Source organism: Pantoea sp. JV6, assembly GCF_025910055.1.
GTDB lineage: Bacteria > Pseudomonadota > Gammaproteobacteria > Enterobacterales > Enterobacteriaceae > Pantoea > Pantoea agglomerans.
The window spans coordinates 272,608-296,012 of record NZ_JAPCIM010000002.1 but is presented as its reverse complement, the minus strand read 5'-3'; the positions used below and the strand labels follow the sequence as shown (position 1 = coordinate 296,012).

Genomic DNA, 23,405 nt, shown 5'->3' with positions numbered 1-23,405 from the left:
TATGAGCCTGGAAAACCACGACCCGCTGATTCTGGTGGTCGAAGATGAGCCGAAACTGGCGCAGCTGATGATCGATTATCTGCATGCCTCGAACTACCGTACCCATCACATCGCCGACGGTAACGCGGTGCTGGAGTATGTGCGCCAGACGCCACCCGACCTGATGCTGCTGGATTTGATGCTGCCAGGCACCGACGGTTTAACGCTGTGCCGTGAAATCCGTCGTCATTCCGAACTGCCGATTATTATGGTCACCGCCCGCACCGAGGAGATCGATCGGCTGCTGGGGCTGGAGCTGGGCGCGGATGACTACATCTGTAAACCCTTCAGCCCGCGTGAAGTCGTGGCGCGAGTTAAAACGATTCTGCGCCGGGTAAAACGGTCGGCAGAAGAGCCGCAAAGCGCCTCGTTACTTCGCGTCGATGAGAGCCGCTTCTTCGCCAGCTGGCGCGACAAGCCGCTGGATCTCACGCCGGCGGAGTTCCGTCTGCTGAAAACGCTGTCGCTGGAGCCGGGCAAGGTCTTTTCACGCGAACAGCTGCTTAACCATCTCTATGATGACTACCGCGTGGTCACGGACCGCACCATCGACAGCCATATAAAGAACCTGCGGCGCAAGCTGGAGACTCTCGATAGCGAGCAACCTTTTATCCGCGCCGTCTACGGCATGGGCTATCGCTGGGAAGCCGATGCCTGTCATTTGATCTAGTTTGATCCCGATCAATTTACTTCCCTTTTCTCACTGCCTACAATTCCGCACCTTTTGCAGGGCTTAACTGCCCTGCACCTGCCGCCTGAGGCGACATGCTGACCTGACATCAGTGAGAAAATCATGAAACCCGAACTGCTTTCCCCCGCTGGCACCCTGAAGAACATGCGTTACGCGTTTGCTTATGGTGCCGATGCCGTCTATGCCGGCCAGCCGCGCTACAGCCTGCGGGTGCGCAACAACGAATTCACCCACGAAAACCTCGCACTGGGCATCAGTGAAGCGCACGCGCTGGGTAAAAAATTCTACGTGGTGGTGAACATTGCGCCGCACAACGCCAAGCTGAAAACCTTTATTCGTGACTTAGCGCCGGTAGTGGCGATGCAGCCCGACGCGCTGATCATGTCCGATCCCGGCCTAATCATGCTGGTGCGCGACGCTTTCCCGACGATGCCGGTTCATCTGTCGGTGCAGGCCAATGCGGTCAACTGGGCCACGGTAAAGTTCTGGCAGCAGATGGGCCTGAGCCGGGTGATTCTGTCACGTGAGCTGTCGCTGGAGGAGATCGCCGAGATCCGCCAGCAGGTCCCGGAGATGGAGCTGGAAGTCTTTGTCCATGGCGCACTCTGCATGGCCTACTCCGGTCGCTGCCTGCTCTCCGGCTATATGAACAAACGCGATCCGAATCAGGGAACCTGCACCAACGCCTGCCGCTGGGAGTATAAAGTGGCGGAGGGTCAGCAGGATGAGGTGGGGAATATCGTCGGTATCCACCAGCCTGTCGCCGTACAGGATGTGACGCCAACGCTGGGCGTTGGTCAGCCCACCGACAAGGTGTTTCTGCTGGAAGAGAAGATGAAGCCCGGCGAGGTGATGAGCGCGTTCGAAGATGAGCACGGCACCTACATCATGAACTCGCGGGATCTGCGCGCGGTTGCGCACGTGGAGCGGCTCAGTGAGATGGGCGTTCATTCGCTGAAGATTGAGGGACGCACCAAGTCCTACTACTACTGCGCCCGCACCGCTCAGGTTTATCGCCGGGCGATTGATGATGCCGCTGCCGGTAAGCCGTTTGATCCCTCACTGCTGTTAACCCTGGAAGGCCTGGCACATCGTGGCTATACCGAAGGCTTCCTGCGCCGCCACACTCACGACAGCTACCAGAATTATCAGCAGGGCTTTTCGGTGTCCGACCGCCAGCAGTTTGTCGGCGAATTCACCGGCGAACGCCGGGGCGAATGGGCTGAAGTGGCGGTGAAGAATAAGTTTATGCTGCACGACAGCGTGGAGATCATGACGCCTCAGGGGAACCTGAATTGCCAGCTGGACGCGCTGCAGAATGCGCGCGGCGAACCCACTGAAGTTGCGCCGGGCGATGGCCATCGCGTCTGGCTGCGGGTGCCAGAGGAGGTAGATCTGAGTTTTGCACTTCTGCTGCGCAACTTCGATCACGGTGAAGATACCCGGGACCCTCATAATCGTTTACCAACGGAAACATTTTGAGGAAATCAGAACAGGATCACAGACCCCTGCGCGGCGCTGCTTTATAGTCCCGCCTGCTGCTAACGAGTAACAACAAACGGCAGATTTACCAGGAACCACCTCATTTACCCGCCCGGCTCCCCCGTGCGGGTTTTCTTTTTTCTCTCTTTCGCCAATAATTTACTGCTGGCAGCTGTGTTATAAATCCCTTCTTACTCTGTAGATCTTCAAGGAACGCAAAATGGATAATAAACCGCTTACGCTGCTCATCCTGAATGGGAAAGGCGCGGGTAATGATGATCTGCGCGAAGCTATTACGACCCTGCGTGAAGAAGGCTTCGACATTGCGGTGCGTGTCACGTTTGAAAAAGGTGACGGCGATCGGTACGTCAAAGAGGCCATTGCGCTGCAGGCCGCGACCGTGGTGGCCGGTGGCGGCGATGGCACCATCAATGAAATTGCGACAGCGCTGGCTTCTTCTGAAGCGGATCATCGCCCGGTGCTGGGCATCCTGCCGCTGGGTACCGCCAACGATTTTGCCACCAGCGTCGGCATCCCGGAAGAGATGGAACCGGCACTGCGACTGGCTATTCAGGGCAAAGCCAGTGCCATCGATCTGGCCAGGGTAAACCAGAGCCACTACTTCATCAATATGGCGACCGGCGGGTTTGGCACCCGTATCACGACTGAAACGCCGGAAAAGCTGAAGTCGGCGCTGGGCGGCGTCTCCTACTTTATTCACGGCCTGATGCGCATGGATACGCTGAAACCGGATACCTGCGAGATCAGCGGCCCCGATTTTGCCTGGCAGGGTGATGCGCTGGTGATCGGTATCGGTAATGGTCGTCAGGCGGGCGGCGGTCAGCGGTTATGCCCTTCTGCCCTGATCAACGATGGCCGACTTGACGTCAGTGTTGTCACCGCGCAGGAGTTGCTGCCTACCCTGCTGCACTCGCTGACCGGCGACGATGACAATCCCGGCATCGTGACCACGCAACTGGAGTCACTGACGATCCGTTCGCCGCATGAGATGACCTTTAACCTCGATGGCGAGCCGCTTTCCGGGCGCGAATTCGTGATTGAGGTGATGGCGGGCGCGCTGAGCTGCCGCCTGCCGCCGAAGTGCGCGCTGCTTGCCTGAATCGACATCAGGGGCGAAAGCCCCTTTTTCTTCTGCTGCCATTAGCGCCCATTTTCTCCGTAACATTCCTCCTGCTGCCTCGCTTTATCACGCCTTAACGGGCGTTTTCAGGCTATGTAAACACTCTGTGATTCCGTTCACAACTCTGCCACCCTAACTTGTATGGTAGTATTAAAGAGCGTACTTTTTCATCATTGAACGCTGACTTAAGGCAACCAGGATGAAAATTGTTAAGGCAGAAGTATTTGTAACCTGCGCAGGCAGAAACTTTGTCACCGTAAAGATCACCACCGATCAGGGTCTGACCGGCATTGGCGACGCAACGCTGAATGGCCGTGAATTACCGGTCGCCTCCTACCTGAAAGATCACGTCTGCCCGCAGCTGATTGGCCGCGATGCGCATCAGATCGAAGACATCTGGCAATATTTCTACAAGGGCGCTTACTGGCGTCGTGGCCCGGTCACCATGTCCGCTATCTCGGCCGTCGATATGGCACTGTGGGATATCAAAGGCAAAGCCGCCAATATGCCGGTGTATCAGCTGCTGGGTGGCGCATCACGCACCGGCGTGATGGTCTATTGCCACACCACCGGCCACTCCATTGATGAAGTGATGGATGACTACGCGAAGCACAAAGAGCTGGGCTTCAAAGCGATTCGCGCGCAGTGCGGCGTTCCGGGCATGAAAACCACTTACGGCATGGCGAAAGGCAAAGGTCTGGCCTATGAGCCTGCAACCAAAGGTAACTGGCCGGAAGAGCAGCTCTGGTCAACCGAGAAATACCTCGATTTCACCCCGAAACTGTTCGCCGCCATCCGTGACAAGTTTGGTTTCGACGAGCACTTGCTGCATGACATGCACCATCGCCTGACACCGATTGAAGCGGCGCGTTTTGGCAAGAGCGTGGAAGATTATCGCCTGTTCTGGATGGAAGATCCGACGCCTGCTGAGAATCAGGAGTGCTTCCGCCTGATCCGCCAGCATACCGTTACGCCGATTGCCGTGGGTGAGGTATTCAACAGCATCTGGGATTGTAAGCAGCTGATTGAAGAACAGCTGATCGACTACATCCGCACCACCATTACGCATGCGGGCGGCATCACCGGTATGCGGCGTATTGCTGATTTTGCATCGCTCTATCAGGTGCGCACCGGCTCGCACGGTCCTTCTGATCTCTCCCCTGTTTGCATGGCGGCTGCACTGCACTTTGACCTCTGGGTGCCGAACTTCGGTGTGCAGGAGTACATGGGCTTCTCTGAACAGATGATGGAGCTGTTTGATGCAAACTGGACCTTTGACCAGGGCTACATGCATCCAGGCGACAAACCCGGTCTCGGCATTGAATTCAACGAGAAACTGGCGTCGAAATATCCCTATGAACCTGCCTATCTCCCGGTCGCCCGTCTTGAAGATGGCACCCTGTGGAACTGGTAAGGAGAAGCTGATGAAAAGCGTTGTTATTGAACAGCCGGGTGAACTGGTGGTGGCTGAACGTCCGCTGCCACAACCTGCGGCGGGCGAAGTCCGGGTCAAAGTGGCTTATGCCAGTATCTGCGGCTCTGATGTGCATATCTGGCACGGGCATAACCCGTTCGCGAAATATCCACGGGTAATTGGTCACGAATTTTTCGGCGTCATTGACGCGGTGGGCGACGGTGTTGATCCGGCCCGGCTGGGCGACCGCGTGGCGGTGGATCCGGTGGTGAGCTGCGGCAGCTGCTATCCCTGCTCGGTAGGCCGTCCTAATGTCTGCACCACACTGCAGGTGATTGGCGTGCACCGTGACGGCGGCTTCAGCGAGTTTGCGCTGGCTCCGGCGAAAAATGCCTTTTCCCTGCCGGAGAGCATCCCCGATCGGCTCGCCAGTCTGGTTGAGCCTTTCACTATCGCCGCCAATATCACTGCGTTTCTCAAACCGCAGCCAGATGATGTCGCGCTGATTTACGGTGCCGGTCCGATGGGGCTCACTGCGATTCAGGTGCTGAAGGGCGTCTATAAGGTTAAAAAGGTGATGGTGGTGGATCGCCTGCCGGAAAGGCTGGCACTTGCAGAGCAGAGCGGTGCCGATCAACTGTTTGATAACAATGAAATCCCGCTGGCGGCACAGCTTGAGGGCGTGCAGCCTACGCTGATTATCGACGCGGCCTGCCATCCCACCATTCTGGCTGAAGCAGCTGCCCTCGCCTCACCGGCCGCACGCATTGGCCTGCTGGGCTTCTCCGGCGAGCCGTGCAGCATTACTCAGCAGAGCCTGACCAGCAAGGAGCTGTCGCTGTTTACCTCACGTCTTAACAGCAATCGTTTCCCACAGGTGATCGAATGGATGGAAAAAGGGTTAATCCAGCCAGAGAAACTGGTCACGCACTACTTCCCGCTGCAGGAGATTGAGCGTGCGATGACCCTGTTTGAAAAAGATCCGCGCACCTGCTGCAAAGTCATACTTCAGATGGGTTAATTATCCGCTGAACACCAGGTCTCCTCAGCCGGTGCGTACCCGCCGGCATGACTATAAAGATAAAACAGATCACGGAGTTTGTATGTTCAAGAATCTGCGCTGGACCCTCGTTTTGCTGCTGTTCCTGGTTTACATGATTAACTACCTCGATCGTGTCGCCCTGTCGCTGACGGTGCCGCTGGTGGAAAAAGATCTGGCGATCAATGCTGAGCAGTTTGGCATGATCTTCGGCAGCTTTTTCTTTGGCTATGCCCTGTTTAACTTCCTTGGCGGCCTTGCCACTGACCGCTATGGCCCTAAAATCGTGCTGGCCGTGGCGGTAGGTGCCTGGTCCATTTTCTGCGGCATGACCGCACTGGCCACCGGCTTCTGGTCACTGCTGATCCTGCGTGTGCTGTTCGGCATGGCTGAAGGCCCGATCTGCTCCTCGGCCAACAAAGCGATTAACGGCTGGTTCCCGAAAAAACAGGCCGCGACGGCCATGGGCTTACTGAGTGCCGGATCACCTTTAGGTGGTGCGGTCGCTGGCCCGATCATTGGTTATCTGGCGCTCGCCTATGGCTGGCGTCCGGCGTTCGTGATTGTCTGCTGCATCGGTCTGGTGTGGATGGCGTTCTGGCTCTTCTTCGCCGCTGACAATCCGGCGAAGAGCAAGCGCGTCAGCGAAGAGGAACGTCTGCTGATTGATCGCCTGAAAGCAACGAACCCGAATGATGAAGTTGATCTGTCGGAAACGTCACATCCGTTTGGCTACTACCTGCGCCAGCCGATTATCCTGGTCACCGCTTTTGCCTTCTTCTGCTACAACTACATTCTGTTCTTCTTCCTGAGCTGGTTCCCGGCCTACCTGGTGCAGGCGCACGGCCTGGATATCAAATCAATGAGCATCACCACCATGATCCCGTGGATCGTCGGTTTCGTTGGCCTGGCGCTGGGTGGCTGGATCTCCGATAAGATCTTTAACATCACCGGCAAGCTGTTGTTGTCCCGCAAAATTGTGCTGGTGGTCTCACTGCTGGCCGCCGCAATTTGTGTGGCGCTGGCGGGTACGATAAAAGATGTGGTGCCTGCGGTAATTATGATGTCGGTGTCGATTTTCTTTCTCTACATCACCGGCGCAATCTACTGGGCGATTATTCAGGATGTGGTGCACAAGAGCCGTATCGGCAGCATCAGCGGCTTTATCCATCTGGTGGGTAGCCTCTCCGGCATCATCGGGCCCATCGTCACCGGGTTTATTGTTCATCACACCGGTAAATTCGATAGCGCCTTTATCCTGGCGGGCTGTGTTGCCGCGCTGGGTGCCTTCCTGGTGTTATTTGTGATTCGCAGTCCGAAAACTCAGGATAAACCGGTTTCGGTCTGAGTGTTGTTTCGCTAACAGATGTATGATTTCGGGGCGCTTTGCGCCCCGTTTGCCATAAGGATGGACTATGTTACAGATTGATCGCCTGCCCGCTGAGGTCAAGCGCCCCGCTTACGACCGCAGCCAGTTAAAAACCCGCATGGTACATATCGGTTTTGGTGCATTTCACCGCGCCCATCAGGCGCTCTGCAGCGATAAGCTGGCTGAACAGGGCAGCGACTGGGGTTATTGTGAAGTGAACCTCAACAGCGGCGCGTTGATTGAGGCCCTGCGAGAGCAGCAGCTGCTTTATACCCTCACCGAGATGGCCGATGATTCATTGCATACCCGGGTGATTGGCGTCATTACTCAGGCACTGCACGGCAAAAGTGACGGTATTGAGGCGGTGATCAATGCCATGAGCCAGCCTGAGGTGGCGATTATCTCCATGACCGTCACCGAGAAAGGCTATTGCCACCAGCCTGCCAGTGGAAATTTAAATCCCGATCACCCTGACATCGTGCATGACCTGCAGAATCCGCATTCGCCGCGTTCGCTGCCCGGTCTGATTCTGGCCGCGATTCGCCGCCGACGGGATCAGGGCTTACCCGCCTTTAGCGTGATGTCCTGTGACAACATGCCGGAAAACGGTCACGTGACCCGCAACGTTGTTGTGCAACTGGCACAGCATCAGGATCCGGCACTGGCAGACTATATTCAGCAACACATTACCTTCCCCTCCACCATGGTGGATCGTATCGTTCCGGCCATGACCGATGCAGCGTTTGCGGCACTAGGCGCGCGTCTGGGTTCCGACGACCCGGTTGCGGTTGAAGCGGAGCCCTTCTTTCAGTGGGTGATTGAAGATAACTTCGTCAATGGCCGTCCGGCGTGGGAAAAAGCGGGCGCAGAACTGGTCAGTGACGTTCTGCCCTATGAAGAGATGAAACTGCGCATGCTGAATGGCAGCCACTCTTTCCTGGCCTATCTCGGCTTCCTGGCCGGTTATGAATACATCAGCGACTGCGTGGCCGATCCCCATTTCCGCGCCGCCGCCCGTTCACTGATGATCGATGAGCAGGCGCCGACGCTGCGTACCCAGGGCGTGGATCTCAACGCCTACGCCGATTCGCTGATCGCCCGTTACGAAAACCGTGCCATTAAACATCGCACATATCAAATCGCCACTGACGGATCGCAAAAATTGCCACAACGCATGCTCGACAGTCTGCGCTGGCACCTGCAGCGCGGCAGCCGCTGCGACCTGCTGCTGCTGGGCGTGGCGGGCTGGATGCGCTATGTCGGCGGCATCGATGAACAGGGTCAACCGATTGAGATCCGCGATCCGCTGAAAGCCACGCTGTCAGAGACGGTTGCCGGTAGCGAAGAAGGCGAAGCGCGTGTCCGTGCGCTATTGGGTCTGCGCGACATCTTTGGCGAAGATTTAGCGCAGAACGCCGATCTGGTGGCCCGACTGACGACGTATTACCAGCAACTGACGACTCAGGGCGCGCGGGCGACGGTGCAACAGTGTATGAGTCAGGCATAACAGCCTGGTGACAAAGCGCTGGCGCAGATGCAGCGCGCTGATTAGACTGACACTTTCCCATCGCGCTGGCCCCTGCCAGCCGTAATATGGATATTGCTGCATGTCGATCGCCTATACCATTACTACCAGCGAACCGGTAAATCAGCAGATTTACCGGTATCTGCGCAAAGATATCGTCACCTGCGCAATTCAGCCGGGCTCGCTGCTCTCGGAAAAAGAGGTGTCCGCGCGCTTCAACGTTTCACGCCAGCCGGTGCGTGAAGCGTTCATCAAGCTGGCCGAAGCCGGACTGGTACAGGTATTGCCGCAGCGTGGCACTTTCGTGCGCAAAATCTCCGCTAAGCGGGTGGCGGATGGCCGTTTTATCAGGGAGGCAGTCGAGGTGTCGGTGGTTCGCCGTGCGGCACTGGAGATTGATGATCCGGCCCTGATGGCGCTGGAGCATAACCTGCAGCTGCAGCGCATGGCCGCTGAACGGCATGACAGCCAGGCTTTTCTCACTCTGGACGATGAGTTTCATCGCCTGATTGCTGAAAGCATTGACTGTAAGCTGGCCTGGGAAACGGTGGAGAACATCAAAGCGGCCATGGACCGGGTGCGGTTTCTGACGCTGAGTGAAGTCTCTCCACCGGACAAGCTGATTGAGCAGCATGAAGAGATTTTTGCGGCGCTGAAGCGTCATGACGCCGATGCAGCCGAAGCGGCAATGCGTCGTCATCTGCAGGAGATGATCTTCTCTATCACCCCGATTGCCGAGCGTAACAGCGCCTGGTTTGAAGCACCCTGAACCTGAAACCGCCCGCACCACCTGATTACCAGGTCGATGCGGGCCTTCGTAGTTACCACCATTGATGAAAATGGTGAACCGGCCCGATACCCTTCCCGACCTCCAGCGAATCCGCCTGTAGCAACGCCTGCTGTAACCAGTTTTTGGCTTCCCCAATCGTCTCTGCCCAGTCAGCATGACGTGGTCGCAACGCGGCTAAGGCTGCCGACAGCGTACAGCCGGTGCCGTGCGTATGACGGGTATTCACCCGCGGCGTACTGAATCGCTGCTCTGCTGAGTGCGTGATCAGCCAGTCCGGGCTCTCCGCCGCCGTAAGGTGACCGCCCTTCATCAGCACGGCCTGACAGCCCAGTGCCAGCAATGCCCGTCCCTGCTCGCGCATCTCCTCTTCATCTGCCGCAATGGCGCAATCCAGCAACGCCGCCGCTTCCGGCAGATTAGGCGTGATCAGCGAGACCTGCGGCAATAACAGCTCTCGTACACTGGCTACGGCGTCTGGCGAGAGCAGCGCATCACCACTTTTCGCAACCATGACCGTGTCCAGCACGATAAACGGGATTGCCGCATTGCTCAGCCGGGCCGCAACCTGCTCCACGATAGCCGTTTCTGACAGCATGCCAATTTTTGCGCTGTCGATGCGCACATCACTGAGCACCGAATCGAGCTGGGCAGCAACAAAGTCAGGCGTAATGCGATAAACCGACTGCACGCCGCAGGTATTCTGTGCCACCAGCGCGGTAATGACGCTGGTGCCATAGGCTCCCAGAGCCGAGAAGGTTTTCAGATCGGCCTGAATACCAGCGCCGCCGCTGGGATCGGTACCCGCAATCGTCAGAGCGTTAATACGCTTCATGATTACCCTCCAGCGTCCAGAGTGCATCGATAAACGCCGTAGCAAAGCTGCCGGGTCCGGCAGCCTGCGCCGCCGCCTTTTCACCCGCCAGCGCCATCACCTGACAGGCGGCCGCGACATTCATCAGCCGATCGCCAGCCAGAGAGCTGAAACCCGCCACCACTGCCGAGAGGGCGCAGCCGGTCCCGACTACCCGTGTCATTAAGGGGCTTCCTCCGTGTACAGCAAGGAGTCGCTGACCATCGGTGGCGTAGTCCACTTCACCGGTGACGACCACCAGCGTGCTCCAGGTTTCCGCGAGCTGTTGGGCCGCATCGAGTGCTGCATCCGCCTGATGCAGCGTGTCGACACCGCGCCCGCCGCTGGCCTGTTGTGCCAGCGCCAGAATCTCTGACGCATTCCCCCGAATCACCGCCGGTTGCTGGCTTAACAACTGCTGGCAGAAGTCACTGCGCAGCGTCAGCGCGCCGACGGCAACCGGATCGAGTGTCCAGGGCGTGCCCGCCTGATTAGCCGCGGTGACGGCAGCCTGCATCGCCTGCTGGCGCTCGCGGGTTAAGGTGCCCACATTAATCAGCAGTGCATCGGCGATGCTACTGAACTGGGCGGCCTCAGCGGCATCGATCACCATCGCCGGTGAGGCATGGAGTGCCAGCAACACGTTGGCGGTGAAGTTCTGGACCACGTCATTGGTCATACAGTGCACCAGCGGTGACTGGCGGCGGAAAGCGTGCAGAATGGGCGCGAAGTGCGCGGCAGAAAGGTGTTGAGATTGATGTGTCATCGTAGCTCCCAACCGGCGAACAAGAAGGCGAATGCGGTCAGGCATCAGACTTCCCTACGCTGGCATTATCCAGTTCAGGTCAGCGGGTTTTTCTCAGCCCTTTCCGTGTGGAAAGCGGCACCCCGAGTCATCTTACGGCTTGCAGCATAGGCAAGCCGCGCAGCGAAAGCAAGCGACTCCCGCCGGGGAAATAATCGGAGCTGAAACAATTCACATGATCCCGATCAACGCCTGAGGGTGCAAAAAAAGGCTTAATGCTGCGGGTTAACGAGATACCTCTTTATAGGTAGTCCCGCTTATTACCCGGATGGGTAATATTTCCCGCAGTGACTCTGGTTACCCCATAATAATTAACCTGCTTGCAGCATCATCGTAAAAAACACTTTATTTCATGGGGTTAGAAAACTCCTGAAGCGGAACTTCATACTATTCAGGATGTATGATGCGATTTTTAGCGCTTATTCCACACCGCCATCGATGGCAGGATATTAATATTGAACGCAAGGGTGCCGTAGCACCCAATGGCAGACAGTATCTCTCCACCTATATTTCCGCCCGCTGCACAGGCTGTGGCGAAATTATTCACCGGGTCTATTATCGCGACATCAGCGATCGGCAGGCGCGCCGCTGGTTAGGTTAGCGTCCCGGCAACGGTCATTCCGGACACAGTTCAGATTAACAGTTAGTTAGCAATTTGTTAGTCTGGTAACTAATCATCGTCTGACCAGACTCTCTCTATGCCACTGCTGTTTGAAAGCTTAAGCCATCAAATTTACCTGTCAGCCCCGCTGTTTATCCTGATCCTGCTGGGGTACTGCCTGACGCGCCTCGGGAAATGGCCCGCCAGCATCAGCGAAGGGATGAACCGCTTTGTGTTTAACGTTGCCCTGCCCTGCATGCTGTTTCGGGTGATGAGCACCTTCTCGCAAAGTCCGCCGGTGGATGCGCGCCTGTTGCTGGCCTTTTTCGGCAGTTGCCTGCTGGTGTTTATCGTGGGGCGACTGCTGGCAACAAGGCTGTTTAATCTGGATGGCGTAGCGGCGTCGGTTTTTGCGCTGGGCGGCATCTTTTCCAACAACGTCATGCTGGGGATCCCGGTAGCCACGGTACTGCTGGGGCCAGAAGCCCTGCCCCCGGTGGCGCTGGTGCTGGTGTTTAACAGCCTGATCCTCTGGACCTTACTGACCGTTTCGGTCGAGTGGGCAAAACAGGGCAGCTTCTCGCTGGAAGGACTCTGGCGCACCCTGCTCGGCGTGCTGAAGAATCCGCTGATCATCGGTATTCTCAGCGGTACAGCCTGGAGCTTTCTGCAACGTCCCTTGCCGCTGCTGGCCGCTGAACCGCTAAAGATGCTGGCCTCACTGGCTGCACCTCTGTCGCTGGTGACGCTGGGCATGAGCCTGGCACACTATCGGGTGCGGGATGGCTTAAAAGAGAGCTATACCATCTGCCTGCTGAAGCTGGTGCTGCAACCGATGACGGTATGGGCTATCGCGTGGCTGACCGATCTGCCGCCGCTGGAGAGTAAAGTGGTGGTGCTGCTGGGATCGATGGCAGTCGGGGTTAACGTCTATCTGATGTCGCAGAAGTTCAATGTCATTACCGGCCCGGCGGCGGCGAGCATGCTCTTTTCTACCGTGTTTGCGGCGGTGACAACGCCAATCTGGATGATGCTGATGACGCTGGCGGGCTATTAACAAAAAAGCCCCTCAGCAGGCGTGCTGAAGGGCTATTGTCTGAGTGGCGAAAATTTACTCAGCCGATTTGGTACGAATCAGATAGTCAAAAGCGCTCAGTGAGGCTTTAGCACCCTCGCCGCTGGCGATGATGATCTGCTTGTACGGTACGGTGGTGCAGTCGCCCGCGGCGAACACGCCTTTCAGGCTGGTTTCGCATTTACCATCGATGATGATCTCACCCATTTTGTTACGCTCAACCGCACCTTCCAGCCATGGGGTATTCGGCAGCAGACCGATCTGAACGAAGATACCGGAGAGCGGCAGCTCATGAGTGGTCTGCGTCGTACGGTCGATATAGTGCAGGCCGGTGACTTTGGTGCCGTCGCCTTTCACTTCAGTGGTCTGCGCGTTCAGAATCACATCCACGTTCTTCAGGCTGCGCAGCTTATCCTGCAGCACCTGATCGGCGCGCATCTCACCGGCAAACTCCAGCAGCGTAACGTGTTCAACGATACCGGCCAGGTCAATGGCCGCTTCCACACCGGAGTTACCGCCGCCGATCACCGCCGTGCGTTTGCCTTTAAACAGCGGGCCATCGCAGTGTGGGCAGTAGGTCACGCCTTTGGTGCGATACTCTTCTTCACCCGGCACACCCATGTTACGCCAGCGTGCGCCGGTCGCCAGGATGATGCTGCGTGATTTCAATACTGCGCCGGAGGCGGTTTCGATGGCGTGCATTCCGCCCTCTTTCGCTGCCGGGATCAGTTTGATGGCGCTCTGGCTTTCAATGACGTCCACGTTGTAATCATCCACGTGTGCGCGCAGTGAACCGGCCAGTTTGGCCCCTTCGGTTTTCGGTACGGAGATATAGTTTTCGATATCGACCGTGTCCAGCACCTGGCCGCCAAAACGCTCACCCAGCAGGCCGGTACGGATACCTTTACGTGCTGAGTAGATGGCTGCCGCGGCGCCCGCCGGGCCGCTGCCGATAATCAGGACTTCATAGGCGTCACGCTTGTTCAGCTCTTCCGCCGCACGTTTGTCCGCATTGGTATCCACTTTGCTGACGATTTCCGCCAGGCTCATGCGACCCTGACCAAACTCTTTACCATTGAGGTAAACCGCTGGCACGCCCATCACGTTACGTTCCTGAATCTCGTTCTGGAACAGGCCACCGTCGATAGCGGTGTGGCTGATGCGCGGGTTAATCACCGCCATCAGGTTCAGCGCCTGTACGACGTCAGGGCAGTTATGGCATGAGAGTGAATAGTAGGTTTCGAAATGGAAGTCGCTGTCCAGCGCGGCAATCTGATCCAGCAGGCTTTGTGCTTCTTTCGACGGATGCCCACCGGTCTGTAACAGTGCCAGCACCAGTGAGGTAAATTCGTGACCCAGAGGTGAACCGGCAAAACGCGGGCCGCTGTTCGAACCTGGATTGGTGATTAGAAATGAGGGCTTACGCACCTGACGATCGTTCTCTTGGCGGAAGCTGACTTTGTCAGACAAACCGGCGATATCAACCAACAGTTCACGGATCTCGGTTGATTTTGCACCTTCGTCCAGCGTGGCAATCAACTCAACAGGTTTGGTTAATTTCTCAAGGTAAGCCTTGAGCTGGGTTTTCAGATTTGTGTCGAGCATAGTGATATCCTGGTCAAAAAATCGGGTGCCGCAGCACCCGATTGGAGAATGGTCGAAAGGCCGAAGCGGAATTAGATTTTGCCAACCAGGTCCAGAGACGGAGCCAGTGTTGCATCACCTTCTTTCCATTTAGCCGGGCACACTTCACCTGGGTGAGAAGCCACGTACTGAGCCGCTTTCACTTTGCGCAGCAGGTCAGAGGCGTCACGGCCAATGCCTTCAGCAGTGATTTCGATTGCCTGGATAACGCCTTCCGGGTCAACGATAAAGGTACCACGGTCAGCCAGACCTTCGTCTTCGCGCATGATTTCGAAGTTACGGGTCAGCGCGCCAGTCGGGTCACCGATCATCGTGTACTGGATTTTCGCGATGGTGTCAGAAGAACCGTGCCAGGCTTTGTGGGTAAAGTGGGTATCGGTAGAAACGGAGTAGATATCTACGCCCAGTTTCTGGAACTCTTCGTAGTGATCAGCCACGTCGCCCAGCTCGGTCGGGCAGACGAAGGTGAAGTCAGCTGGATAGAAGAAGAACACACTCCATTTACCTTCAACGTCTTTCTCGGTTACGTCGATGAATTCGCCGTTTTTGAATGCTGCGTTTTTGAACGGCTTGATTTTGGTATTGATAATAGACATCTGGTGGCCTCCGTTAAAATATGTGATGCAGGTTACATAATTTCCGGGCCAACATCTAATATGCAGTCGTTATCAATTTGATTAACGAAAGCTATCAAACGCTAAGAGCCTGATGCTCTCTGGCCCGGCAGGCAGTGTACAGCGATTTACGTGACATTTAACCCGCTTTATCTTTTCCGCCCCTCTCCGCAAATCGCTGCTAGTTTTGTTAGACCGGATTAAAAGGGAGCTGACTTGTGGAGATTCGTCCGTTTACTGAAGCCGATCGTCCTTTTCTGCGTACGCTGTTTCTGGCGGCGCGTCGGCATAACTGGCGCTGGCTGGACGGCAGCGAGTGGCAGCTGGAAGATTTTGATGGGGTAATCCTGGGTGAAACCGTGCTGGTCGCGGAAGCTGACGGACAGCGGGTCGGATTTGCCGGCCTGCTGGAGAACGATAATTTCCTGCACAGCCTCTATGTCGATCCTGACTGGCAGGGGCGCGGCGTGGGCAGCGCTTTGCTTAAGGCGGCAGAGGCGCGCTTTACCTCAACCGGTGCGCTGAAGTGCCTGCAGAAGAATAAAGCGGCGCAGGCCTTTTACCTGAAACATGGCTGGAAGATGATTTCACAGGGCGAAGGCGAACATGGCGGCTACGTGTTAATGCACTACCCGCTGGCCTCGCAATATGCCAGCGGGTCGGGTCGGGCTTAAAGCGCGCGGAACGCGATATCGCCGGGGATGACTTCGCCCTGCCAGTAAAGCTGGGCAGCAACGCGTCCGGCCAGCTGGCGATACAGCGCGGTAAACTCGCTATCGGGCCGGCGAATCACCGTCGGCTGACCTTCATCGAGATCTTCGCGCAGGTCAATGTGCAGCGGCAGCTGGGCCAGCAGTTGCGTCTGGTAATCCTCTACCAGTTTTTGTGCGCCGCCGGTGCCGAAAATCGGCTCATGGAAGCCACACTGACTGCAGACATGCAGGCTCATGTTTTCCACCACGCCAAGTACCGGCACATTGACCTTTTCAAACATCACCAGCCCTTTGCGGGCATCAATCAGGGCGATATCCTGCGGCGTGGTCACCACCAGCGCGCCCGTGACCGGTACGTTCTGCGCCAGCGTCAGCTGAATGTCACCGGTACCGGGTGGCATATCCAGCACCAGATAATCCAGCTCAGGCCACAGCGTCTCGTTCAGCAGCTGCATCAGCGCTTTGCTGGCCATCGGCCCGCGCCACACCATGGCATTGTCGTCCGTGACCAGATAACCAATAGAGTTGGTTGCCAGCCCGTGCGCCATGATCGGCGCCATGTGGGTGCCATCCGGCGAGGTAGGCCGTTGATCCTGGGTGCCAAGCATGTTCGGCACTGACGGGCCATAAATGTCGGCGTCAAGAATGCCGACCCGCGCCCCCTCTGCTGCCAGCGCCAGCGCCATGTTCACGGCGGTGCTGGATTTACCCACGCCGCCTTTGCCAGAGCTGACCGCAATAATATTTTTCACGCCGTTGACGCCCGGCTGGTTTTTCACCCGTTTCAGGGTGGCAATGTCATGGCTGAGTCGCCAGTCGATGGCACCCGCGCCGGTCTGACGCAGCAGTTCGGCGCTGACCTGCTCTTTCAGGACGTCGAACCCGCTGGCCCAGGCAAACGGCATGAGCAGCTCCACATGCAGCGTACCGTCAAGCTGTGCCACGTGATGTAACGCCTTCAGGGCGGTGAGATTCTGCTTAAGGGTCGGATGCTCAAAGCTTCTCAATACGCCAGCCACGATGGCGCGCAGGCCTTCTGGCGTCTGCGGTTCCCGGGATTGTGCTGTCATCCCCCTACTCCTTATTTCTGCTGTGCTTACGCTGTGTTTCAGCGATGTATTGTCAATGATATCAGATGCCCGTGGATCTGCGGTGACCGCAGGGGGTGAATCCCTTGTGTTTACGCAGGAGAAGCCTTCAGTTACCATCTAAGCCCGTTTTTTCAATCAACAGAAAGCTACGCAAACTATGACTCAAGTCGCTAAAAAAATTCTGGTAACGTGCGCACTGCCTTACGCGAACGGATCAATCCATCTCGGCCACATGCTCGAGCATATCCAGGCCGACATTTGGGTGCGTTATCAGCGAATGCGTGGCAATCAGGTTTATTTCATCTGCGCCGATGATGCGCACGGTACGCCTATCATGCTGAAAGCTCAGCAGTTAGGGATTGCACCGGAGCAGATGATTGCAGAAATGAAAAGCGAGCATGAAGCCGACTTTGCCGGTTTCAACGTCAGCTATGACAACTATCACTCGACCCACGGCGACGAAAACCGTGAGCTTTCTGCGCTGATTTATGGCCGTCTGAAAGAGAACGGTTTCATTAAAAACCGCACCATCTCCCAGCTTTACGATCCGGAAAAAGGGATGTTCCTGCCGGACCGTTTTGTAAAAGGCACCTGCCCGAAATGTAAATCTGCCGATCAGTATGGCGATAACTGCGAAGTGTGTGGCGCGACCTACAGCCCGACCGAGTTGATCGAGCCAAAATCGGTGGTCTCTGGCGCGACACCGGTTCTGCGCGACTCTGAACACTTCTTCTTTGATCTGCCATCCTTCAGCGCCATGCTGCAGGCCTGGACCCGCTCGGGTGCGCTGCAGGATCAGGTGGCGAACAAAATGCAGGAGTGGTTCGAATCGGGCCTGCAGCAGTGGGATATCTCCCGCGACGCGCCCTACTTCGGCTTTGAAATTCCGGATGCGCCAGGCAAATATTTTTATGTCTGGCTGGATGCGCCTATCGGCTACATGGGCTCGTTCAAGAACCTGTGCGACAAGCGCGGCGACATCGACTTCGATGAATTCTGGCGTAAAGACTCTACTACCGAGCTCTATCACTTTATCGGTAAAGATATCGTCTACTTCCACAGCCTGTTCTGGCCAGCGATGCTGGAAGGCAGCAACTTCCGCAAGCCGAACAACCTGTTTGTGCACGGCTATGTCACCGTCAACGGTGCCAAGATGTCGAAGTCGCGCGGCACCTTTATTAAAGCCAGCACCTGGCTGCAGCATCTTGATGCGGACAGCCTGCGTTACTACTACGCGGCGAAACTCTCTTCACGTATCGACGATATCGACCTGAATCTGGAAGATTTCGTCCAGCGCGTAAACGCCGACATCGTCAACAAAGTGGTTAACCTGGCGTCACGTAACGCGGGCTTTATCACCAAACGCTTTGACGGCAAACTGGCGGCTGAGCTGGCCGATCCGGCGCTCTATCAGACCTTTGTGGACGCGTCAGAGAAGATTGGTGAAGCCTGGGCCGGTCGTGAATACAGCCGGGCTATTCGTGAGATCATGGCGCTGGCCGACCTGGCGAACCGCTATGTCGATGAGCAGGCTCCGTGGGTGGTAGCGAAGCAGGAAGGCCGTGATGCCGATCTGCAGGCGATCTGCTCAATGGGCATCAACCTGTTCCGCATTCTGATGACCTGGCTGAAGCCGGTGCTGCCGTCACTGAGCGCCCGTGCAGAAGGCTTCCTGAACTGCGAACTGAGCTGGGATGCTATCGCGCAACCGCTGCTGGACCACCAGGTTGCGCCATTCAAAGCGCTTTACAGCCGCATTGAGATGGCAAAGGTTGAAGGACTGATTGAGGCCTCGAAAGAGGATGCCGCTGCCGCCAGTGCACCGGCCGCAAGCGGCCCGCTGGCAGATTCGCCGGTAGGTGACACCATCACCATCGACGATTTCGCCAAAGTTGATATGCGCGTGGCGCTGATTGAGCAGGCGGAACTGGTTGAGGGTTCGGACAAGCTGCTGCGCCTGCAGCTCGACCTGGGCGGTGAAAAGCGTCAGATCTTCTCGGGTATCCGCGCCGCCTATCCCGATCCCTCTGTGCTGGTCGGTAAAATGACCATTATCGTGGCCAACCTCGCGCCGCGTAAAATGCGCTTTGGTATCTCTGAAGGCATGGTGCTGTCAGCGGGTCCTGGCGGCAAAGAGCTGTTTGTGCTGTCCGTCGACAGCGGTGCTGTACCGGGAATGCCCGTTAAGTAACACTCTGCATTCTGCGGCTTTAACCGCTTAGCGCAGTGCCGTTCTCAAACCCTTCGTGCCTCATCACGGGCGCGAAGGGTTATCTCTCCTCGATCTGAATGTGCACCGCTTTCATTCCACTCCCGCCCCTGAAAATCTGTATCTGCTACGGCCACACCGCTGCATAAATGTGATCGCTAGCACGCTAAGCGGTTAATGCGTATGATGAAGCTCAGTGAAAACAGGAGCCTGCCATGCTCACCGTGCTGTCTGTCTGCGGGCGCTATCTTCGCGCCTTTATCATCATTTATCTCTGCTTATACGCCGGAATCGGCATCGCCTCGCTGCTGCCCATCAAACTGCCTGGCAGCATCCTTGGGATGTTAATTCTGTTTGCCCTGCTCGCCTCGCAGATCCTGCCTGTCAGCTGGGTTAAACCGGGCTGCCATCTGCTGATTCGCTATATGGCGCTGCTGTTTGTGCCGATCAGCGTCGGGGTAATGAGCTACACCGATATTCTGACCGCGCAGTTTGGCCCTATCGTGATCTCCTGCGTCGTCAGCACCTTCCTGGTTCTCTCTATTGTCGGCGTAAGCGCCCACCAGCTTCATAGTCGCCGTCCGGCCGGGGAGTCAGGCGATGAGTGAAATATGGTGGTCAATGCCACTGACGCTGGCGGCATTTTTTCTGGCGCGCAAACTGGCGATACGGCTGAAAATCTCGCTGCTTAATCCGCTGCTGGTGGCGATGGCGATTATTATCCCGATTCTGCTGCTGTTGCAGCTGCCCTATTCGCGCTATTTTGCGGGGAGTCAGATTCTTAATCAGCTGCTGCAACCGGCTGTTGTCGCGCTGGCACTGCCGCTGTATGAGCAGATGCACCAGATCCGAGCCCGCTGGAAATCGATTATTGGCGTCTGCTTTATCGGCAGTGTGACCGCCATGACCTCTGGCACCGCTATTGCTCTGTGGATGGGTGCCACGCCTGAAATCGCCGCTACCATCGTTCCTAAATCCGTTACCACGCCCATTGCGATGGCCGTCTCCGGTTCGCTGCACGGCATTCCCGCCATCAGCGCCATCTGCGTGCTGATTGCCGGGGTACTGGGGGCGGTGTTCGGACATACCGTGCTGAATCTGCTTGGCGTGAAATCTAAAGCAGCGCGCGGACTGGCGATAGGTAACGCGTCGCACGCCCTCGGCACAGCGCGCGCCGCTGAACTCGACTATCAGGAAGGGGCATTCAGCTCACTGGCGCTGGTGATCTGCGGCATCATCACCTCACTACTGGCGCCGTTTATTTTTCCGCTGCTGCTGCACTGGTTTGGCTGAAAGTTTGCGAGAGATCTCGCAAAGTTGAAACATGCAACACAGGTTACATTGTCAGAGCGATGTGGATCACATATAAACCGGTGACTGGCACATCGCCCTGCTGAATCTAATGAGGCTCACATGCAATCCCGTTTCCTCTCTGCCTTTGAGGCATTGCCGTCAACGCTGCAAACCGCACTCGCTCCGCTGCTGGACGATCCTGGCTTTCAGGCGGTGCTGAGCGCCGGCCAGGTCGCCTCACTGCAGCAACAGACACAAATGGATGCCGATACTCTGGCGCTGGCGCTGCTGCCCCTGGCGGCGGCCTGTGCCGTTGCTACCGTGTCGCATTTTAACGTCGGGGCTATCGCCCGTGGCGTCAGCGGCAACTGGTACTTCGGGGCCAACATGGAATTTACCGGTACGCCTTTGCAGCAGACGGTTCACGCCGAGCAGAGCGCCATTACCCATGCGTGGCTGCGTGGCGAAAGTCAGCTTGAGACGATCACCGTTAACTACACACCGTGCGGTCACTGCCGTCAGTTTATGAACGAACTGAACAGCGGCACGAACATTCGCATCAGCCTGCCACAACGCGCGATCAGCACCCTGGCCGATTATCTGCCGGATGCCTTTGGACCGCGCGATCTGGACATCACGACCTTCCTGATGGACCGCGTGGATCACGGCTATGTAGCCGAAGGCGATGAACTGGTGCAGGCCGCAGTTGCCGCTGCCAATGCCAGCCACGCGCCTTACAGCCAGTCACACGCCGGTGTTGCGCTGCTGACCGCAACCGGCGCGATTGTCACCGGGCGCTATGCGGAAAATGCCGCCTTTAACCCGAGTTTCCCGCCCCTTCAGGCGGCGCTGGTCCTGCTGAACATGCAGGGTGGCGATGTTCGTCAGATAAAAAAAGCGGTATTAGCCGAAGTAGAAAATGCCACGCTAAGCCAGTTCGCCGCCACACAGGCGACGCTTGAGACATTTGGTTGCGGTGAGCTGCTGCAGGTGACGCTGTACAAAGCATAACCCGCTGTCAGAGAGACCACAGTTTTGTGAGCTTTTATGAACAAACGCTGTACTTCTGCGGGAAATTTCATAGGATCTGGCGCCATAATTCACGTCATTACAAATTACTCTGAATAATTCAGGTTGCAGGATGGCAGCACGGTCGTGAATGTTTTAGCAGCGGTTCCCCTGCCGCTGCCAGGCCTGCAGTCTGAGCTATAACGGGTAAGAAAACTGGCGCTACCTTTCCGGCGTGACGCCAGACAACACTGCAACCGGAGCATTACCGCATGGAACTCGACTACGAAAGTAAACGCCCGCTGTATATCCCTTATGCTGGCCCGATTTTGCTGGAATTTCCCCTGCTTAACAAAGGCAGCGCCTTTAGTATCGAAGAACGTAACGAATTCAACCTCAACGGTCTGCTGCCAGAAGCAGTGGAATCGATTGAAGAGCAGGCGCAGCGTGCCTGGCGTCAGTTCCAGGACTTCAAAAACAATAACGATAAGCATGTCTACCTGCGTAACATCCAGGACACCAACGAAACGCTGTTCTACCGCCTGCTGGATAACCATCTCGAAGAGATGATGCCCATCATCTACACCCCGACCGTCGGCGCAGCCTGCGAACACTTCTCTGAAATCTACCGTCGTGCGCGTGGCGTGTTCATCTCCTACCCTAACCGCGACCATATCGAAGATATGCTGCAAAACGCCACCAAGCAGAATGTGAAGGTGATCGTGGTGACTGATGGCGAGCGTATTCTGGGCCTCGGCGATCAGGGCATCGGTGGCATGGGTATCCCGATTGGTAAGCTTTCACTCTATACCGCCTGTGGCGGCATCAGTCCGGCTTACACCCTGCCGGTGGTGCTGGATGTGGGTACCAACAACCAGCAGTTGCTGAACGATCCGCTCTATATGGGCTGGCGTCATCCGCGCATCACTGGCGAAGAGTATGATGCGTTCGTGAACGATTTTATTCAGGCCGTTAAACGCCGCTGGCCGAAAGTGCTGTTGCAGTTTGAAGATTTCGCCCAGAAGAATGCCATGCCACTGCTGAATCGCTACCGCGATGAAGTCTGCTGCTTTAATGATGATATTCAGGGCACTGCCGCCGTGACCGTGGGTACGCTGATTGCCGCCAGCCGCGCCGCCGGCAGCCGCCTGTGCGAGCAGAAAGTGGTGTTCCTGGGCGCCGGTTCCGCGGGTTGTGGTATCGCTGAACAGATCATCGCACAGATGAAATCCGAAGGTCTGAGTGACGAGGAAGCGCGTGGCCGGGTAATGATGGTGGATCGCTTTGGTCTGCTCACTGACAAGCTGCCTAACCTGCTCGATTTCCAGAGCAAGCTGGTGCAGAAGAGCGAAAACCTGCAGCAGTGGGATGTTACCAATGATTCCATCTCGCTGCTGGACGTGGTGCGCAATGCCAGGCCCGATATTCTGATTGGAGTCTCTGGCCAGCCGGGCCTGTTCACCGAAGAGATCATCCGCGAGATGCACAAGCACTGTAAGCGCCCGATCGTGATGCCACTATCGAACCCGACATCACGCGTGGAAGCGACGCCAGCCGATATCATCGCCTGGACTGACGGTGCCGCGCTGGTCGCAACCGGCAGTCCGTTCTCGCCGGTGAGCTGGAACGGTAAAACCTATCCGATTGCGCAGTGCAACAACTCCTACATCTTCCCGGGCATTGGTCTGGGTGTGATTGCTTCGGGTGCCAGCCGCGTTACCGATACCATGCTGATGACCGCCAGCCGCGCGCTTGCTGACTGCTCTCCGCTGGTGAATGAAGGTGAAGGCCCGGTGCTGCCTGAGATTAAAGATATCCAGGGTGTATCGAAAATCATTGCGATGGAAGTGGGTAAAGCTGCTCAGCTGGCGGGTGTCGCCGTAGTGACCTCTGAAGATGTGTTGTCACAGGCTATCGCCAACAACTTCTGGCTGCCGCAGTACCGTCATTATCGTCGTACCTCGATTTAATCTTCAGACTGCCGGATTGCATCCGATCCGGCAGTGTTCAAA

The 23,405-nt window shown here is 56.7% G+C and carries 21 protein-coding genes and 1 riboswitch; of the genes, 16 read left to right on the top strand and 5 right to left on the bottom strand.

Going from position 1 to position 23,405, the window contains the following annotated elements:
- The first annotated feature begins 1 nt into the window (after position 1).
- The 8 genes from baeR to OK412_RS01960 all read left to right on the top strand — a co-directional run bounded on the left by baeR (position 2) and on the right by OK412_RS01960 (position 9,469).
- A complete protein-coding gene (gene baeR / locus OK412_RS01995) occupies positions 2-709 on the top strand; it encodes a two-component system response regulator BaeR (RefSeq protein WP_010248188.1) in 708 nt (235 codons plus the stop codon).
- Between the two features lie 120 nt (positions 710-829).
- Positions 830-2,212: a tRNA 5-hydroxyuridine modification protein YegQ gene (yegQ, locus tag OK412_RS01990; protein ID WP_264352713.1), complete on the top strand. Its 1,383-nt coding sequence runs from the start codon at positions 830-832 to the stop codon at positions 2,210-2,212.
- A gap of 220 nt (positions 2,213-2,432) precedes the next feature.
- Positions 2,433-3,332, top strand: coding sequence for a lipid kinase YegS (yegS, locus tag OK412_RS01985; RefSeq protein ID WP_264352620.1), 900 nt, complete (start codon positions 2,433-2,435; stop codon positions 3,330-3,332).
- Positions 3,333-3,552: 220 nt separating this feature from the next.
- Positions 3,553-4,767 carry a D-mannonate dehydratase ManD gene (gene manD, locus OK412_RS01980; protein WP_010670990.1) on the top strand — a complete coding sequence of 405 codons (1,215 nt, stop codon included), beginning with the start codon at positions 3,553-3,555 and terminating at the stop codon, positions 4,765-4,767.
- Between the two features lie 10 nt (positions 4,768-4,777).
- Positions 4,778-5,788: a Zn-dependent oxidoreductase gene (locus tag OK412_RS01975; RefSeq protein ID WP_264352619.1), complete on the top strand. Its 1,011-nt coding sequence runs from the start codon at positions 4,778-4,780 to the stop codon at positions 5,786-5,788.
- Positions 5,789-5,870: 82 nt separating this feature from the next.
- Complete coding sequence (locus tag OK412_RS01970) at positions 5,871-7,154, top strand: MFS transporter (RefSeq protein WP_010248200.1); 1,284 nt, start codon at positions 5,871-5,873, stop codon at positions 7,152-7,154.
- A 67-nt stretch (positions 7,155-7,221) separates the two neighbouring features.
- Positions 7,222-8,682: a mannitol dehydrogenase family protein gene (locus OK412_RS01965; protein WP_033758422.1), complete on the top strand. Its 1,461-nt coding sequence runs from the start codon at positions 7,222-7,224 to the stop codon at positions 8,680-8,682.
- A gap of 100 nt (positions 8,683-8,782) precedes the next feature.
- Positions 8,783-9,469 (top strand): GntR family transcriptional regulator, encoded by a 687-nt coding sequence (locus tag OK412_RS01960; protein ID WP_010248206.1) that lies wholly within the window; start codon positions 8,783-8,785, stop codon positions 9,467-9,469.
- Between the two features lie 52 nt (positions 9,470-9,521).
- On the opposite strand, the gene thiD is transcribed toward OK412_RS01960, so the two are convergent.
- Entirely contained in the window at positions 9,522-10,322 is an 801-nt protein-coding gene (thiD, locus tag OK412_RS01955; RefSeq protein WP_033778762.1) for a bifunctional hydroxymethylpyrimidine kinase/phosphomethylpyrimidine kinase, read from the bottom strand.
- Entirely contained in the window at positions 10,309-11,106 is a 798-nt protein-coding gene (gene thiM, locus OK412_RS01950; RefSeq protein ID WP_264352618.1) for a hydroxyethylthiazole kinase, read from the bottom strand. Before thiM ends, thiD begins: the two co-directional genes overlap by 14 nt.
- Before the next feature lie 34 nt (positions 11,107-11,140).
- Positions 11,141-11,241: riboswitch (TPP riboswitch) on the bottom strand.
- 307 nt (positions 11,242-11,548) lie between these two features.
- Here thiM and OK412_RS01945 point away from each other — a divergent pair.
- Positions 11,549-11,746: a hypothetical protein gene (locus OK412_RS01945; RefSeq protein WP_010248217.1), complete on the top strand. Its 198-nt coding sequence runs from the start codon at positions 11,549-11,551 to the stop codon at positions 11,744-11,746.
- A 97-nt stretch (positions 11,747-11,843) separates the two neighbouring features.
- Positions 11,844-12,803 carry an AEC family transporter gene (locus tag OK412_RS01940; RefSeq protein ID WP_022625034.1) on the top strand — a complete coding sequence of 320 codons (960 nt, stop codon included), beginning with the start codon at positions 11,844-11,846 and terminating at the stop codon, positions 12,801-12,803.
- Between the two features lie 54 nt (positions 12,804-12,857).
- On the opposite strand, the gene ahpF is transcribed toward OK412_RS01940, so the two are convergent.
- Both ahpF and ahpC read right to left on the bottom strand, forming a co-directional pair.
- The gene (gene ahpF / locus OK412_RS01935; RefSeq protein WP_264352617.1) at positions 12,858-14,426 is read right to left on the bottom strand and encodes an alkyl hydroperoxide reductase subunit F; all 1,569 of its coding nucleotides are present in this window, start codon (positions 14,424-14,426) and stop codon (positions 12,858-12,860) included.
- Between the two features lie 71 nt (positions 14,427-14,497).
- On the bottom strand, positions 14,498-15,061 hold the full coding sequence (ahpC, locus tag OK412_RS01930; RefSeq protein WP_010248225.1) for an alkyl hydroperoxide reductase subunit C: 564 nt from the start codon (positions 15,059-15,061) through the stop codon (positions 14,498-14,500).
- Positions 15,062-15,297: 236 nt separating this feature from the next.
- On the opposite strand from ahpC, the gene OK412_RS01925 reads away from it, so the two are divergent.
- Positions 15,298-15,753, top strand: a complete 456-nt coding sequence (locus tag OK412_RS01925; protein WP_010670997.1) for a GNAT family N-acetyltransferase — start codon at positions 15,298-15,300, stop codon at positions 15,751-15,753.
- Here the strand turns inward: OK412_RS01925 and apbC are convergent.
- Entirely contained in the window at positions 15,750-16,862 is a 1,113-nt protein-coding gene (gene apbC, locus OK412_RS01920) for an iron-sulfur cluster carrier protein ApbC (RefSeq protein ID WP_010248231.1), read from the bottom strand. The two genes, OK412_RS01925 and apbC, sit on opposite strands and share 4 nt — an antisense overlap.
- 178 nt (positions 16,863-17,040) lie before the next feature.
- Here apbC and metG point away from each other — a divergent pair, with 178 nt between their 5' ends.
- The 5 genes from metG to OK412_RS01895 all read left to right on the top strand — a co-directional run bounded on the left by metG (position 17,041) and on the right by OK412_RS01895 (position 23,363).
- The gene (gene metG, locus OK412_RS01915; protein ID WP_264352616.1) at positions 17,041-19,074 is read left to right on the top strand and encodes a methionine--tRNA ligase; all 2,034 of its coding nucleotides are present in this window, start codon (positions 17,041-17,043) and stop codon (positions 19,072-19,074) included.
- Positions 19,075-19,307: 233 nt separating this feature from the next.
- Positions 19,308-19,700, top strand: coding sequence for a CidA/LrgA family protein (locus tag OK412_RS01910; RefSeq protein WP_010248237.1), 393 nt, complete (start codon positions 19,308-19,310; stop codon positions 19,698-19,700).
- Positions 19,693-20,385, top strand: coding sequence for a CidB/LrgB family autolysis modulator (locus OK412_RS01905; RefSeq protein ID WP_264352615.1), 693 nt, complete (start codon positions 19,693-19,695; stop codon positions 20,383-20,385). The genes OK412_RS01910 and OK412_RS01905 overlap by 8 nt, the downstream gene beginning before the upstream one ends.
- Positions 20,386-20,505: 120 nt before the next feature.
- Positions 20,506-21,396 carry a cytidine deaminase gene (cdd, locus tag OK412_RS01900; RefSeq protein WP_264352614.1) on the top strand — a complete coding sequence of 297 codons (891 nt, stop codon included), beginning with the start codon at positions 20,506-20,508 and terminating at the stop codon, positions 21,394-21,396.
- Positions 21,397-21,665: 269 nt separating this feature from the next.
- Positions 21,666-23,363: an NAD-dependent malic enzyme gene (locus OK412_RS01895; protein ID WP_031592077.1), complete on the top strand. Its 1,698-nt coding sequence runs from the start codon at positions 21,666-21,668 to the stop codon at positions 23,361-23,363.
- Positions 23,364-23,405 lie beyond the last annotated feature (42 nt).